The organism is Clostridioides sp. GD02377 (assembly GCF_045899875.1).
Lineage (GTDB): Bacteria > Bacillota > Clostridia > Peptostreptococcales > Peptostreptococcaceae > Clostridioides > Clostridioides difficile_A.
This window is the reverse complement of the sequence record NZ_JBJODA010000001.1, coordinates 63,364-79,423: the sequence shown is the minus strand read 5'-3', so window position 1 is coordinate 79,423 and position 16,060 is coordinate 63,364. Positions and strand designations below refer to the sequence as shown.

At 28.1% G+C, this 16,060-nt stretch carries 18 protein-coding genes; 14 read left to right on the top strand and 4 right to left on the bottom strand.

Annotation, left to right across the window (positions count from 1 at the left end):
* The first annotated feature begins 61 nt into the window (after positions 1 to 61).
* Positions 62 to 1,453: a sensor histidine kinase gene (locus Q3304_RS00370; protein WP_407813628.1), complete on the top strand. Its 1,392-nt coding sequence runs from the start codon at positions 62 to 64 to the stop codon at positions 1,451 to 1,453.
* A 77-nt stretch (positions 1,454 to 1,530) separates the two neighbouring features.
* On the opposite strand, the gene Q3304_RS00365 is transcribed toward Q3304_RS00370, so the two are convergent.
* Positions 1,531 to 2,352, bottom strand: coding sequence for a pyridoxamine kinase (locus tag Q3304_RS00365; protein ID WP_167640036.1), 822 nt, complete (start codon positions 2,350 to 2,352; stop codon positions 1,531 to 1,533).
* Positions 2,353 to 2,602: 250 nt separating this feature from the next.
* Between Q3304_RS00365 and Q3304_RS00360 the strand changes: the two genes are divergently transcribed.
* From Q3304_RS00360 to Q3304_RS00350, 3 genes are all read left to right on the top strand, one after another.
* Entirely contained in the window at positions 2,603 to 3,757 is a 1,155-nt protein-coding gene (locus Q3304_RS00360) for an amidase domain-containing protein (RefSeq protein WP_407813615.1), read from the top strand.
* 182 nt (positions 3,758 to 3,939) lie between these two features.
* On the top strand, positions 3,940 to 4,140 hold the full coding sequence (locus Q3304_RS00355) for a cold-shock protein (RefSeq protein WP_003419624.1): 201 nt from the start codon (positions 3,940 to 3,942) through the stop codon (positions 4,138 to 4,140).
* A 423-nt stretch (positions 4,141 to 4,563) separates the two neighbouring features.
* Positions 4,564 to 4,992 carry a CBS domain-containing protein gene (locus Q3304_RS00350; protein ID WP_021384091.1) on the top strand — a complete coding sequence of 143 codons (429 nt, stop codon included), beginning with the start codon at positions 4,564 to 4,566 and terminating at the stop codon, positions 4,990 to 4,992.
* A 144-nt stretch (positions 4,993 to 5,136) separates the two neighbouring features.
* Here the strand turns inward: Q3304_RS00350 and Q3304_RS00345 are convergent, their stop codons facing one another.
* From Q3304_RS00345 to Q3304_RS00335, 3 genes are all read right to left on the bottom strand, one after another.
* On the bottom strand, positions 5,137 to 5,892 hold the full coding sequence (locus Q3304_RS00345) for a peptidylprolyl isomerase (RefSeq protein ID WP_407813614.1): 756 nt from the start codon (positions 5,890 to 5,892) through the stop codon (positions 5,137 to 5,139).
* A gap of 701 nt (positions 5,893 to 6,593) precedes the next feature.
* On the bottom strand, positions 6,594 to 7,100 hold the full coding sequence (locus Q3304_RS00340) for an ImmA/IrrE family metallo-endopeptidase (RefSeq protein WP_407813613.1): 507 nt from the start codon (positions 7,098 to 7,100) through the stop codon (positions 6,594 to 6,596).
* An 81-nt stretch (positions 7,101 to 7,181) separates the two neighbouring features.
* Entirely contained in the window at positions 7,182 to 7,502 is a 321-nt protein-coding gene (locus tag Q3304_RS00335) for an XRE family transcriptional regulator (RefSeq protein ID WP_054269840.1), read from the bottom strand.
* A gap of 170 nt (positions 7,503 to 7,672) precedes the next feature.
* Between Q3304_RS00335 and Q3304_RS00330 the strand changes: the two genes are divergently transcribed.
* From Q3304_RS00330 to Q3304_RS00285, 10 genes are all read left to right on the top strand, one after another.
* A complete protein-coding gene (locus Q3304_RS00330) occupies positions 7,673 to 7,864 on the top strand; it encodes a helix-turn-helix transcriptional regulator (protein WP_407813612.1) in 192 nt (63 codons plus the stop codon).
* Positions 7,865 to 7,974: 110 nt separating this feature from the next.
* Positions 7,975 to 8,415, top strand: a complete 441-nt coding sequence (locus Q3304_RS00325; RefSeq protein WP_407813611.1) for a hypothetical protein — start codon at positions 7,975 to 7,977, stop codon at positions 8,413 to 8,415.
* A gap of 249 nt (positions 8,416 to 8,664) precedes the next feature.
* Positions 8,665 to 9,108, top strand: coding sequence for a DUF6838 family protein (locus Q3304_RS00320; protein WP_219673624.1), 444 nt, complete (start codon positions 8,665 to 8,667; stop codon positions 9,106 to 9,108).
* Between the two features lie 4 nt (positions 9,109 to 9,112).
* Positions 9,113 to 10,177, top strand: a complete 1,065-nt coding sequence (locus Q3304_RS00315) for a phage tail sheath subtilisin-like domain-containing protein (protein WP_407813610.1) — start codon at positions 9,113 to 9,115, stop codon at positions 10,175 to 10,177.
* Between the two features lie 14 nt (positions 10,178 to 10,191).
* Positions 10,192 to 10,620, top strand: a complete 429-nt coding sequence (locus Q3304_RS00310) for a phage tail tube protein (RefSeq protein ID WP_003419646.1) — start codon at positions 10,192 to 10,194, stop codon at positions 10,618 to 10,620.
* A gap of 104 nt (positions 10,621 to 10,724) precedes the next feature.
* Positions 10,725 to 11,171: a phage tail assembly chaperone gene (locus tag Q3304_RS00305; RefSeq protein ID WP_054269845.1), complete on the top strand. Its 447-nt coding sequence runs from the start codon at positions 10,725 to 10,727 to the stop codon at positions 11,169 to 11,171.
* Between the two features lie 26 nt (positions 11,172 to 11,197).
* Positions 11,198 to 11,365, top strand: a complete 168-nt coding sequence (locus Q3304_RS00300; RefSeq protein ID WP_054276339.1) for a hypothetical protein — start codon at positions 11,198 to 11,200, stop codon at positions 11,363 to 11,365.
* A complete protein-coding gene (locus Q3304_RS00295) occupies positions 11,365 to 13,815 on the top strand; it encodes a hypothetical protein (RefSeq protein ID WP_407813609.1) in 2,451 nt (816 codons plus the stop codon). Before Q3304_RS00300 ends, Q3304_RS00295 begins: the two co-directional genes overlap by 1 nt.
* Positions 13,815 to 14,237, top strand: a complete 423-nt coding sequence (locus Q3304_RS00290) for a phage baseplate protein (RefSeq protein WP_054276341.1) — start codon at positions 13,815 to 13,817, stop codon at positions 14,235 to 14,237. Before Q3304_RS00295 ends, Q3304_RS00290 begins: the two co-directional genes overlap by 1 nt.
* Before the next feature lie 203 nt (positions 14,238 to 14,440).
* On the top strand, positions 14,441 to 16,051 hold the full coding sequence (locus Q3304_RS00285; protein ID WP_407813608.1) for an NlpC/P60 family protein: 1,611 nt from the start codon (positions 14,441 to 14,443) through the stop codon (positions 16,049 to 16,051).
* The last annotated feature ends 9 nt before the right edge of the window (positions 16,052 to 16,060 follow it).

Genomic DNA, 16,060 nt, shown 5'->3' with positions numbered 1-16,060 from the left:
AAATCAAAAGCTAGTTTGTAATTAACTATAAACTAATTAAAGTTTGGAGGAGGTGGTGAGGATACTTGTAGGTAAAAAGTCTAATAATAAAAAGGTTGTAACACTTAGAACCGTTTTTGTAAGATATTTATCTTTATTCTTTGCTATAACCGTTGTCTTAGTATCTATATTGATATTATCATTTCCTATATTATTATCATTAAATATAATATTACCTGCTAATTATACGGAAAAACAAATCTATGAAAATAAAGATAAGATTATTTCAAGTAAACAAGTAACTAAAGATTTAATTCCAGATTCATGTGAGTATGGGGTGTATACTTTAAATGGCAAAGTAATTTCAGGAACTTTCAATAAAGATGAGTCAAAAGAAGTATGGGATTTAATGCAAGGTTTTGAAAGAAGGACTATCAAGTCATCAAAAAACTATATCAAATTGTCCAGAGAAAATGAAGTTTGCATAATACGTTATAGTATAGTAGTAGAATTTGTTTCTCCAACTTTAAGGACATATTTACCAAAGCCAGAACTATTAGGAATGATTATTTTTAGTATAATATTTCTTATTGAAATTATTATACTATCAAAATTATTTGGCAAGAAATTAAATGCTGAAATGGAACTTTTAAAAAATACTACAGAAAAAATAGAGCAGCAGGATTTAGATTTTGTTGTAGAATCTAGTAAAATTTGTGAAATCAATAATGTTCTTTTTTCTATGGATAAAATGAAGTCAGCTTTAAAAGATTCTTTAGAAAAACAGTGGATGTTAGAAGAGAATCGTAAGGAACAGATATCTGCATTAGCACATGATATAAAAACACCATTGACTATTATACATGGAAACACTGATTTATTAATTGAAATAAATGAAAATCCAGAGTTATCAGAGTACATGGAATACATAGCAAAAGGTGTCACCCAAATAGAAAAATATATTAATACACTAATAGACATATCAAAAACAGAGGCTGGTTATGTATTAAATAAAGAAGTAATTAATGTAAGTGAATTTATAGAAGATGTCTTGATTCAAATAGAAGCATTAGCTCGTACACAAAACTTAGATGTTGAGTTTTCTAAACAAGATAATTTGCCTGAAAGTATAACTATAGATAAAGAATTATTATTTAGAGCCATTATGAATATAATTTCAAATGCTATAGATTATTCACCAAGCCAGAGCAAACTATACATAAGTGTATCACTAAGTAATAAATACTTAAAATTTGTGGTTACAGATTGTGGAAGTGGTTTTTCTAAAGCAGATTTGTCAAAAGCTACAGAACAATTTTATACAGGAGATTTAAGTAGAAACTCTAAATCTCATTATGGCATGGGTCTTTATATTGTAAATAATATTGTACAAAAACATAATGGGATTTTAAATATTGAAAACTCTATAAAAACTGGAGGCGCTATGGTAACAATTGAAATACCAATGATTTAATAAATAATATCCATTTTGTAAATACCTAGATTTTGTGGTCTATAGGTATTTATAAAATGGATAATTTTTTTTGAAATTTATATACTAGTTAAATCTGATAAAAAGTTTTCAAACATAACTCCATCATTTCTATCAGTGTCAAATTGAGATGTATAATTTATAGTTTTATATATGAAATCTGTTGCTGTATTAACAGCCACTCCTAAGTCGTGTTTATTTACTAACATACCACAAAGGATAGATGTGAATATGTCTCCTGTTCCACTATAAGAGCAGTTATTGTATTTAACTGATGTAAAAAATACATGGTCATTATCTCTATCATAGGCTAAATTTAATATATTATCATCTTCTAATATACCAGTAATAACAACCTTGCTAGGTCCTAAACCAGATACAGCTTTTGCAATATGTATAAGTTCTTCTCTATTATAGTCACTTTTTGTATAGTCATTTCCAGTTAAAAAACAAGCTTCTGTTAAATTAGGCGTAGTTAAATCTGAATGTTTAACTAATTCTTTGATTTCTTGTCTCATTTCTTCTGTAAAGATTGGATACATTACTCCATTATCACCCATAACAGGGTCAACTACGATAAAAGCATTAGGATAATCATTTATAAAATTAGCCACTATTTCGATTTGGTGTTTTGAACCTAAAAAACCACTATATATACTGTCAAAGTTGACTTTTAAATTTTTCCAAACATTTGAATATCTTACCATTTCATCAGTACAATCTAAAAAAGTAAATTCAGGATAACCAGTTTGACTTGAAAGTATAGCTGTTGGAAATGGACAACATTGAACCTTTAATGCTGAAAGTATAGGTATAGCAACTGATAATGAACATTTTCCTATTCCAGATAAGTCATTAATTGCTGCGACTTTTTTTTGCATAAAAAACCCTCCATTAGTATGTATTAATTATAATGATGCCAAAATATTTATATACATATATATTACTATAAAAAAAAGAAAAAAGTTGATTATAAAATAAAAAATTGTAAAAAAAACAGTGTATCGATACAATTAATTTTTAATATTGGACATAATAGAATAGAGAATTATTAAATATGAAAATTATTATATGTGACAGAATATTCTTTGTAATTTCATTTGTAAGGTGTACTATTTGGGAGGTGTAGCTTTGAAAATACTGAAAAATAAGAATAAGTACATCAAAGGTATAATGGCATTTGTATTTTTGTCTTTAGCTACTACAGCAGGTGTATTTCTAGTTAATGATTTAAGTATTAAAAATATGGAAGAAAAAGTCATAGAATCTGCAACTGTTGAAGGTGATGATGTAAAAGACCAATATAAACTATTGCTTGAAAACTTATTTGATTACAGAAATAAGGCAATATTAGAGAAAAATGAAAATATTTTAAAAGGTCTTTATGAGACAGATAAAAAGTTTGGTCTTTGGGCTTATGAAAATGAAGTAAAGAAGATGAAGTATTTAGAGAATTGGTCCAGTAAACAAGGTGTAAAATTTAAGGACATAAAAACAAGAGTTAAGGTTAAAAAGATAAAGGAAAAAGAAAAAGACCTATATGGTATAATCTGCTCTGTATCGTCTGAGTATAAATATTCATATGAAAATCAAAAGGACAAAGAAAATGTCTTTAGAATAGGTACATATCATTATCTAAATGTAAAAATTATGGATAATCAGTATGTCATAACTAAAGAGTGGTATACAGATCCTTTTGCAGATTCTTTAAATTTAGAAAACATAAAATCTGATGATATAAGAAACTATATTGGTCAACAAAATGGTGTAGAGTTACAACTTACAGATGAGCAAAAAAAGGCTATAGATTATGCACACAAATACTGTGGAGCAGCAGCTGATGAGGAACATGGTATGAAATTTAATCCAAACTATAGAGATTATAATCCAGAAGGTGGAGATTGCGCAAATTTTGCATCACAGATAATGTTTGAAAGTGGAAGGTTTAAGAAGAACTCAATTTGGAATTATAGTGAAAGAGCAGGTACAAAAGCATGGGTAAATGCACAAGCCTTTAAAAATTATTCTCTTTATAGTGGAAGAGGTTCATTAATAGCAAAAGGCTCCTATGAAGAAGTTTATAAACAGGCTTATAATCTACGTCCAGGGGATTTTGTCGGATATGAGAAAAAAGGCCGAATAACACATGTTTCAACAGTAACAGGATTAGATTCAAGAGGATATCCTTTGGTAACATGTCATAATACTGATAGAATGCTGGTTCCATGGGATTTAGGTTGGAGTGATAAGTCCATAAGATTCCATATAATAAAAATAAATTATTAAAAATCTATAAAGAAAAATAAAGTATAAAAGAGAATAATGGCTTAATATTATAAAGTAAAAAAAATGATTATTAATGTATAAAAATAATAATAATTGACAAACATAGCTATATATGATAGAGTAGTACTAAGGTTACAGAAAAGAGTAGCTAAATAATTGTGTTTTTTTAGGAGGATTTATTAATGAAAACTGGTGTAGTTAAATGGTTTAACAATGAAAAAGGATTTGGATTTATATCTGTAGAAGGTGAAGGAGATGTTTTCGTACATTTCTCAGCTATAACTGGAGACGGATACAAAACATTAGAAGAAGGACAAAGTGTTGAATTCGAAGTAGTAGATGGAGCTAAAGGTCCTCAAGCTGCTAACGTAGTTAGATTATAATTAAAAATTCATATATATTAGTGTTCTAGTAATATGAGAGATAAGCCGCTAATCATTTAGCGGTTTTTTCATTTTTTGTAAATAAAATAAATTGCAAAATAAATTAAATTTATTAAAATAAAAGCATTAATAATAAGATAAATATGTTAAAATTGATATTGTAGAGTAAATTTATTATGGCTAAGTTTAAGTCAATTGATTTTTAGTTAATTTTGCTAAAAAGAGAATAAGTGATACTGATAGACCATATAAAAATATTAATAAAGCATAAACAAGATTAAAATGACCAAAGGAAAAACGCTTGTTACAGCGTATAGTATTTAAGAATACTTAGAAAATAAGAAAGGAGAAAGTTACTGCAAAAAAGTAACATTATAAATATTCAATAATATTTATAAGTTTTCAGTAACGGTGGGTAGTGTAATGAACATATTATTCTTTCTAACACCAAAAAGTGAAGTGGCATATATATATGAAGACTACACTATAAGGCAAGCCCTAGAAAAAATGGAATATCACAAATACTCTGCAATTCCAATAATAAGTAAGGATGGTAAATACATTGGGACTATAACAGAAGGTGATTTTTTATGGACATTAAAAAACGACTTAAATCTGGACTTAAAAGGATTGGAAGATGTTCCTGTGACAGATATTAATAGAAAAATGGATAATTCTCCTGTTTCCATCAATGCAGATATAGAAGATTTAGTTATAAAATCTTTAAATCAAAATTTTATTCCTGTTATAGATGACCAAGATACATTTATTGGGATAATAAAAAGAAGAGATGTTATAGGTTATTGTTATGAGATAATACGAGGATATAAAAATCTAGCTAATGATAATTAAAAATCTTATTGAAATTTTTTAAGCTAAGTTCTTTATAATAAAAGAATAAAAATCTGAAATTAAAAATTAAAATTTTAATATAAGAAGCTGTCTTTTACAATAAAAATTGTGAAAAGACAGCTTTTTTTATACGCCGTTTTACGATTAATCGTTGTATTTTACAAGGCTTCCATATTTAGCATTAAGAGCATTTATTTTATTTCCATAAACCTCATTTTGCTTTTGGTATAATAAACTTTTTTCAACTTCAGCTTTAGCTTCATCAAATGAAGATTCTGTGCTTTCTTGAAGGTCTTCTAATTTTATTATGTGATATCCAAATTGAGTCTTAACTGGCTCACTTACTTCACCTTTAGCCATAGAGAATACAGCTTCTTCAAATTCAGGAACCATTTGTCCTCTACCGAATGTTCCTAAATCACCACCCATGTCTTTAGATGGACAAGAAGAATGTTTAACAGCTGCATCTTCAAAAGATATTTCTTCTGATTTTATTTGAGCAAGTATTTCTTTAGCTTTTTCATCACTATCTACTAATATATGTTTAGCAGTTGCACTTTCTGGCTTAGAGAAAGAACTCTTGTTAGCTTCGAAAAATTCTACTTTTTCATCTTCTGTCACATTAACACTAGATAAAACTTTATTTATAGCAAATTGCTTTAATACATTTTCTTCTATCTTTTTCATTTCTGACTTGAATATTTCTTCTTCATTTAATTTTTCGTCTTTAGCATCTAATAAGAATAATTCTTGGTTTACTAAATCATTTAACAAGTGCTTTTTACCTTCTTCAGTTTTAAATTGCATAGCTTGATAAGGGTCTAATGATTTTAATGCATTTTCAATATCAATATTAGTTATTTCTTTTTCTCCAACTGTTGCTAAAACTTTTTTTTCCATAATAGTTAACTCCTTTATAGTGTATTTCATTATTAATATAAAAACTACCATCTTAAATAATATCAGAAAACAATGTAGATGTCTAACATTTAAAGTCATATTAAGTCAAATAGAATTAAATTTAGTAGAACAAAGTTATTACAATCAATAAAAGTGAGCTCATAATACCTACTACACCCTCTTCATGTTTAAACTTAAGTGTTTTTACCATTGAGTAATAAAAATATATCCCAGTAAAAATTATCTTTAAATATAGGAAAGATAAACTCTTTGGATATATTAAAAAGCTAAAAAGAGTAAATATAAAAGCAAGTAGAGTACTTATCCTGTAAAAGAAATCTATTTGTGTAATGTCTTTATATTTTATCATAAACACTGAATATAAAATGATGAAACCAATTGCGACAATTGCATATACGGTAAATAATATGTTTTCAATAGTTCCATTTGAAATTACTATCCACTTATACCACATAATTGGCCAAAAAAATAATGCTAAGAACTTAAAATAATTATCAAACAATTTTTCTTTATACATTCATCAAACAACCTTTCTTAACAAAAGCATATATTTGTTTTTAGAATTTTAAATAATGTAATACCATTATTATATATTAATATTGAATTTATAGAAACCAAAATTTGTTAAAATAAATATATAGATTTTACTGTTAGATTAATTGAAATTGCTATTATTTTTATTATGAAATTGGATCAAATATGTAGAAATATGGCAAGTTGGTTAATATTAGATATTTATTGCTTCCAAGTGATAAAGACTGTTTTTTTAATGATAGGAATTCCAATCTTTTTTGAAAAAAATTAATATCTACATTAAGTATATCTGCCATTTCGTAAACGCAAGTGATGCCAGAATTAATTATGTTTATTATATCTTCCTCAGTAATTAAGAATTCACAGGCCCATTTTAAGGCCTTATTTTCACATTTATCTATAACGATTTTTGTATAATAATCGTTATAAGAAGATACATAGTATCCAAGGCTAGTGAAATGATGACCAAGCTCTTCAGCTAAGATAGATGTAAGTTTTTTTGTATTTTGTTTTAAATTACTGAGTAATGATATAATTTTCATACCATGTTTATTTATATAGAGCCCTTCTAAATCACCTGCAATATAAGTGGTATAATGAATTATTATCTCTTCTTGAGACGCTAATTCAAAGAGCTTATCCAAATTATTCATAAAAATCCCCCTAAAATAGAATGTATGTTTGCTTTGAAATTATATTAAAAGAGCAGAAAAATAGACTGCTCATCATGTGGTTTATTTTTTTTTATATTTATTTAGTAAAAATTCTATATACTCATTAAGTTGTTCTTGTGCTTCTTCAGGTAATTCTTCATGTGGATTTTTTCTATGTGCAGCTACTGTATCAATATTTTCCTTAACTAAGGTTCTTCCAAGAAGGTAATCAACTGACACATTAAACACATCAGCTAATTTATTTAAAATATGTTCATCAGGAAATCTGTTTTCTGTTTCATAGTATCCTAAGACTCTCTGAGAAACTCCTACTTTTTCGCCAAGTTCTCTTTGAGTCAATCCAAATTCCTTTCTAAGTTCTCGTAATCTTTTGGCAAACATTATAACACCACCTTATGTATAGATTATAACAAATTGTTCTAAAAAATAAAACTATGAAAGCATAAAAAGAATGTTTTTTTCTAAAATCTATTGATAAAGAACAAATAATTCTATATAATGTGAATATGGAAGAACAAAATATTCTTAATAGTGATGGAGGTATGAAGATTATGTTTAAAAACAATTTGAAATATTATAGAAAATGTAAAGGTATGACACAAATTCAACTTGCTAAAAAGGCAGGAATTACAAATGACTATATATCTCAAATAGAAAGAGGTATAAAAAGTCCTGGACTTCTTATGGCTAAGAAAATTTCTAATATTTTAGAACAAAATATAGATGAAGTTTTTTTTATATAGTTATAGAACAAAATGTTCTTGAATGTTATAAGATTAGTAAAAAAGATATACAGTAAAGGGATTGTTGCAAATTAGAAGTTAATAATAAGCTTATAAAAAGGAGAAATACTATGGAAAACAAAAAAGAGATATTATTTAAAGAAACAGATGAAAGATTACATAATTATAAATATTTGGATATAAAGATAAAGAACATTAATTTGGATATAAAAAGATGTGAGAATGAATACTCTGGATGTGGAGCAATAGTGTATAAAGAAAAGACTAGTGCTACGTATAATATAAGTTCTTCTGTTGAAAATGAAGTTGTAAAAAAAGAAGAGAGATTAAGAAAGTTAAAGATGGAAAAAGAAGATATAGAAATAGAAAAAGAAAAGATAGAAAATGCTCTAACATGCCTAAATGATATGGAAACGGAATTTTTTAATCTTTTTTACAATAGTAAGACAAAAAATAATATGACGTATATTTCTATGAAATTACATTTAGATAGAACCTCTTGCTATAACTTAAAGAAAAAGATGATATTTAAATTGAACGAGATATTATAAAAAAATAGGACAAATCTTCAACACTTTATATACACCATTACAACAATAGACTATAAAATATGTGAGATAATGTTATTGTGAAAGAAATCCATATTGAAGGAGGTGATGAGTTGAAAAGAATGATATTACCTAAAAATATAGAAGATACTTGATAAGAATAAATGAGATGTGTATTTAAAAATGACTTATATCATTTATAGTAAGATTATCAGATTAAGCAAAAATATTTAGTGATAGAGTGGTGATTGTTTGCTTAAATACAAAGAAATAATAGAAACAATTATTGAGACTCTCAAAAAAAACTTTACTGAAAGTGTTTTTATTGATGATGAAAGTGTGCAAGGCTCAGAAGGGTCTTGTTTTTTTGTAAGTATATTGTCAGTTATTTGTACACCTATAATGTTAAATACAAATAACAAAGATATTGTTATCTCTATAAAATACTTGCCAAAACCACAATCAAACGGTGTTAGAATGTATGAAGTCTCAGACGAATTAAATAAGCTATTCAACAGAAATATAAAGATAACAGATAGAAAATTAAATATAACAAAACTAGAACAAAGTATCAAAAAAGAGGAGTCAATATATACATTGAACTTTTCAATCACATTAAACTATCTTGATAGTGTATATGAAGAAGAAGTAGTATATGAAAATATGGAAGAAATCAATTTGAATTTAGGAGAGTGATAGTATGGCTATAGGATTACCAAGTATCAATATATCATTTAAGGAGTTAGCTACAACTGTTAAAGAACGTTCAGCTAGAGGAATAATTGCAATGGTGCTTAAAGACACTAAAGCACTAGGTTTTAATGAGATACATGAAAAAGAGGATATACCAGCTGATTTATCTGCTGAAAATAAAGAATATATAAATTTGGCTTTGATGGGAAATGTTAATACTCCAAATAAGTTATTAGCTTATGTAATAGATGGAGAGGCAGATATTCAAACTGCATTAGACTTTTTAGAGACTAAGGAATTTAATTATCTATGTATGCCTAAAGCAGTAGAAGCTGATAAGACTGCTATAAAAAATTGGATAATTAAACTTAGAGATACAGATAAGGTTAAAGTTAAGGCTATATTAGGAAAAGTTGTAGGAAATCATGAAGGTATAATTAATTTTACTACAGAAGATGTACTAGTTGGAGACAAGAAATATAGTGTTGATGAGTTTACAAGTAGAGTGGCAGGTATTATAGCAGGGACACCTTTAAGTCAGTCAGTAACTTATACTAAACTTAGTGATGTAGTTGATATACCTAAGATGACTAAAGTTGATGCAGAATCAAAGGTTAATAAAGGAGAGCTTATACTTATTAAGGAAGCAGGGGCTATAAGAATTGCTAGAGGAGTAAATTCTTTAACTGAGTTAACAGAAGAAAAAGGAGAAATGTTCCAAAAGATAAAAATAGTTGATACTTTAGATATTATACAAAGTGATATAAGAAAGGTTATAATAGATGACTATATAGGAAAGATTACTAACAGTTATGACAACAAATGCTTATTGATAGTGGCTATAAAGAGTTATTTAGAAGAGCTAGAAAAATCTGCACTTATAGAATCTAATTCTACAGTTGAAATAGATTTTGAAGCACAAAAATCGTACTTGAAATCAAAGGGAGTAGATTTATCTTATATGACTTTACAGGAAATAAAAGAAGCTAATACAGGTTCTAAAGTATTTTTAAAAGCAAAAATAAAGGTACTTGATGCTATGGAAGATATAGATTTATCAATAGAGATATAGGAGGATTAATTAATATGGCAAATATGGAAGCTAGAAATGTAATGAGTGGTACTTGGGGAGAGCTTTGGCTTGATGGAAATAAAGTAGCAGAAGTAAAGAAGTTTCAAGCAAAGATGGAATTTACAAAAGAAGATATTATAATAGCAGGTCAAATGGGTACTGATACAAAGTATATGGGATACAAAGGAAAAGGCTCAATAACTTTATATCATGTTAGCTCAAGAATGCATAAATTAATTGGAGAAAAGATAAAGAGAGGCTCTGAACCTAGATTTGTTGCTATATCTAAATTAAATGATCCAGATTCTTATGGGGCAGAAAGAATAGCAGTAAAGAATATAGCATTTGATGATTTAACTTTAGCTGATTGGGAAGTTGGAGTAAAAGGAGAGATAGAAGCTCCATTCACATTTACTGAATATGACTTCCTTGATATAATTTAGTTTTACTTGGATAATTGTTAAATATAGATGGTTATTAAATATGTTTAGTTAATGGAGATATGTAGTTATTTAATAGAAATTGATTGATAAAGGAGCAAATAATAATGAGTGAAAATGGATTATCAAAGAATGTAAATATAGTAGACTTACTTTTAAATACAGATACAGAAAATTTAGAAAGACCAAGTACGATAGTTGAACTTAAGAGATTATCTAATATATTTGGTCAAGAGTTTAAGGTAATGTGTAGAGCTTTAACAATAAGTAAGGATGAAGAAATACAAAACACTTGCCTTAAAATTGATGAAAATATGAAAACAGATATAGATTTACCAGAGATGCAGATGCTTACAGTAATAGAAGGTATTTGTGATTTGGATGGAAAGCTTCTATTTAAAAATAAGGAGTTAATGGAGAAATTTAAGGCCCCAACTCCAAAAGAATTGGCAAGAAAATTATTACTGCCAGGTGAAATTACTAACTTATATAGAATACTTCAAGATATTATGGGTTATGGTAAAAATGCAGTTATAGAAGAGGTAAAAAACTAATAGGGACGGATACCAAGACTACAATAATGTATTATTATTGGAAGAAAAAAGGTATTAGACCGTCCCTTTTTTATGCAATGGATAAAGGCGAATTAAAGCTTATTGAAGCTTTTTTCGCCTTGGAAATTGAGGAAGAAGTTGAAAAAATGAAACATGGATATGGAGTTTGTCCTTTGACAGGAGGTGATATATAGTGGGGAATGTAAAAGAAGAAGGTATAAATATGTATCTTACAGATAATTACACACCAAAAATGAATCAGATTATATCAGTAACTGATAATTTTAGGAGAGCAACTGTGGCTGTTTCGCTTTCAACTAATGTAATGGCTAATAGTATAAATAATTCTGTTGGAAGTGCAAGTAGTAGAGTAAACAGTTTAAATTCTTCTTTAAGAAAAGTTCAGGCTACTGCTAGTAGTGTAAGTTCTACTATAACAAAATTAAGTTCTAGTATTAATGCTGTTTCAGGAGCTATTGGGAGTTTAAATGGCAGTATTATGAGATTAGCAGTAACTATAGCTATGATTATTAATTATTTTAGTAAGTTGATTCAAAAGAAAAATGAATTTAATTCAAATCCTATAATTATATTAATATTTAAAGTTAAAAATAATGAAATAGAACAAACTAATTCAAAAATAAGTTTCTTAAAGAGAAATGCTTCTAACATAAGGTTAAGGATAGAAAATTCTGGTGTAAAGAAAGGCATAAATAAAGTCATTGGATACTTGAAACAGCTTAAAGGCGGTAAAATATGGAATATTATAATATGGGCAAAAGATAAGGTAAGCAGTGTTATAGGTGTAATTTTACCTAAATTAATGTTATTTAAAAATTCTCTTTGGAGAGGTGTAATAGCTGCAAAGGATATGGCAAGTGGCATTATAAGTAAAGTATTTCCTAAATTGAGATTGTTTGCAGGTAAGGTGTGGACAGGTGCAATAGCTGTAAAGGATATGGCTAGTAGTATACTTGGTTCAATAAAGGGGAAGATATCTGATTTGACGAATGGAGCTACTATAGGTGTTGCTGTTAAAAGGGGTGTTGACTTACTTGGTCAAGAGCAAAATCAGAAAGTTGTCCTAGAAAGTGTAATGAAGAGAAATACTGGAAATGTTAGAAAAAAAGATGTTGATACTTATTATAATAATTTATTAAAGATAGCAAATGATACACCCTTTGATCCCGAAGATGTTGTTTCAATGGGAACTAAAGCTAAAATGATTAGTAATATTACTGGTGGAAAAAAAGAAAAAGATATAACTCAGGCTATGGTAGATGTTAGAGCTTTAAATATGAATACAAGTAGTGAGCAAGATGTATCAGCAGCTTTCTTAAGTGCAGCAAAAGGAAATATGGAATCTCTTAATACTTTGGTAGGAGAAAATTATAAAACTTTTGATGAAGCATTAGAGGGTATAAGTGTAAAGCAAATGGGATTGGCTAAGGAAATGAGTGGAACAATACCAGGTATAATAGCAAGTACTCAGACGAGTATTAATAATGGTTTAAAGAATCTTGTTAGACCCTTCGATTCCATTTTGGGGCAAGGAATAAAAAAAATACAAAGTTTTATCGAGAGTGGTTTGAAAAGTTTAACTAATGTTACTAAAAGAATGGCTCCAAAGATAGGTAATGTAGTGAATGGTATAGGAATTACTGCTAACAAAGATGAACAAATGAAATTTAGAAGTATGAAGCGTGAAAAATCACTTCCTGATTCTACTCAATACCGACTTTCTAGTGAACTTGAAAAACGTAAAATGTTAGTTGAAAATAAACAAGAAAGTTTTGAAAATAATGCAGCAATGATGATAGGAAATGCACCAAAAGCAATTGTTAATGCAGGAAGTATGTTAATGCAAAATATTGACTTTACTGCATTAATAGATTCATTATTTCCAGTAGTAAACTTAGTAAACAATTTATTAGACAACATAAACAATAAATCACCAATTGCACAAGGTTTAATAAGTATATTTGGGACAATAGTAACTACAGCATTTCAATTAATAGGACCTGTAGTTGAGGCTGTTAGCCCTATTATTACAAGAATTTTTACTTTTTTAGGAGAGCATGCACCACAAATAAATTATTTTATTGAAACTATGGGCAATGTATGGAAAACCGTATGGGAAACATTAGGTCCAATTTTAGAAGAGGCATGGAAGTTTTTAGAACCACTTTTAGACTCTTTTCTTGATGCATTAAAAAACTTATCTGATTTTATAAATTTAATTTGTGATTTATGGAAGAAGATGGTTAAGTCCATAAATGAAAGTCCTATAACAGCTAAAATAGGTAAATATGTTACAGAAAGAAGAAATAAATATAAAGAAGAAGGAATGGATAGTGGATTAGCTCATGATTCAGGTACAAATCCTGATATAAATTCATTGTTTGGAAATGCCTTTGGATTAAACTATGTACCTTACAATAATTACCAAACAAGACTTCATGAGGGTGAGATGGTATTAACTAAACAAGAAGCAAATCAATATAGAAGTGGAAAAAGTGGTGGAAACATAAGTATAGCAAAATTAGCTGACACAATAGTAATTAGAGAAGAAGCTGATATAGAAAAAGTTACATCAAAATTAGTTTCAAGTATAAAAATAGCACAATTAGGAGGAGTATTATAATGGAAATGTGGCTTAGACAAGCAGAAGATAGATTTAGATTTCCAGTATTCCCATCATCCTTTAGTATTAATGGAAAAGCTGCTGTAAACTCCTCTAGTATACTCAAAATAGGTGAAATAGCCACTTTTGGAGGTGTAGCTCTTAAAAGTATTTCAATATCTAGTTTTTTTCCAAATAAAGACTATACTTTTTGTGACTACACAGGTTTTCCATCACCATATGACTGTGTAAATAAGATTGAAAAATGGATGAAGGAAGGCTTTATACTAAGATTTACAATTACAGAAACCAATATAAATATGGAAGTCATAATTGAGGGTTTTAGCTATGAAGAAAAAGATGGAACTAGAGATGTATATTTTACATTAGATTTAAAGGAATATAAAAGAATAAAAATACCAAAAGTAACTCCAAAACAATAACTATTATGGATAATAAGTTATAAATAACTGCTGATAGACTTAAAGGAAAAGGCAGGTGATTTTTTATTATTAAAATTTGGGTACACATAAAAAAAGGAAGTATCTATGATATCACTGATATAGTAAATAAAGTTTCTTGGTCAGGTGATTATAAATCTCCATCAAGGACACTAGAATTTTCAATAATCCAATCCTCTTTTGATGTGAATTTTCAACAGATAGATATACCAATAGCTAGTACGATTTGTTTCTATGTAGATGAGAAAGAACTCTTTAGAGGAATGATAATTAATAGGTCTAAAGATTCAAGTAGTAATGAAATTAGCTTTGTATCTAAAGACATGGGATTTTTACTTACACAAAGTGAAGTATCATGTAATTTTAAAGACAAGTTAGTTGAAGATATAGCAAAACAAGTATTTGCTGAAAATAGACTTGCAGTTGGAACAATAGCAAGGACCAATGTCAAGTACACAAAGATGTTTATAGGTGTAACTGGTTATGATACCATAATGAGTGCATATACAGAAGCAAGTAAGAAGACTAAGAAAAAATACATGATAGAAGCTAATTTAGACAAGTTTAATGTTATTGAAAAAGGAACTATAACTTTAAGTGTTATGTTTGAAGAGGGATTTAATATTATAAATACTACTTTTTCAGAAAGTATGGAAAATGTAAAAAATAAGGTGATAGTAGTAGACCAATATGGAAGTAAAATTAGTGAAAAAATAGATAATGAAGTTTTTAAAGAAGTAAATGTAATAATGCAAAAAGTAATTCAGCAACAAGAAAATCAAGATGTAGATGTGGATAGTGAATTTAAAGGGATAGAAAAAAGCTGTTCTCTTAGAGGTTATGGAGATGTAAGTTGTATAACTGGTAGAGGTGTAAAAGTTAAAGATTCTTATACAAAGTTTGTAGGATTGTTTTATATAGATACAGATAAACATACATGGCAAAATGGAGAGTACCAAATTGAACTTGAACTTAACTTTCAAAATCTTATGGATGAAAAGTCAGCAGGACAGGATGAACCTAAGGAAGAAAGTAATTTAGGTGGAGATGATTATACAGGAGGAACAGAATTTTCTACTATATTTACAGCATATTATCCTGGTCCTGGTATAGAAGGAGGAGATACAGACTGTAGAGAGAAAAAACTCAATCCTTCTAAAAAGACATGTGCTACACCTATGGTTGGAGCTTATGAAAAACCTTACTACACAAAAGAGTTCTTATCAAAACATCCATTATTTAAATATGGTGATGAGGTAAGACTTGTAACAGGAGTCTCTGGACGTGATGGAGTTTATACAGTCAATGATAATGGTCCTGCTATAATTATAGAAAAGGATGGAACTTATCATATCGATGTTTTAGTAAAAAATGAAGAAGAAATGAAAAGATTTGGAAAGAGAAAAGGAAAAATTATTATTGGTGGTTATGCTGGTAATGTATCTAATAAAGCTAAAACGGTAATATCAGAAGCAAAAAAACATTTAGGCAAGCCTTATAAATGGGGTGGTAATGGACCAAGTAGTTTTGATTGTTCTGGATTAATGGTATATTGCTTTAAGAAAGTTAGTATTAATTTGCCAAGAACTTCAAGTCAGCAGGCCACAGTAGGAAAGAAAATAGAGCGAAAAAATTTACAAGCAGGAGATTTAGTATTTTTCCATAATCCTGTAAGTCATGTTGGATTATATATAGGAAATGGAGAATTTATAGAAGCACCTGGTAAAGGTAAAAAAATTAGAGTAAGTAATTTTAATAGTAGAAAAGACTTTAACATAGCTAGAAGGGTTTTTTAGAGGGTGGTG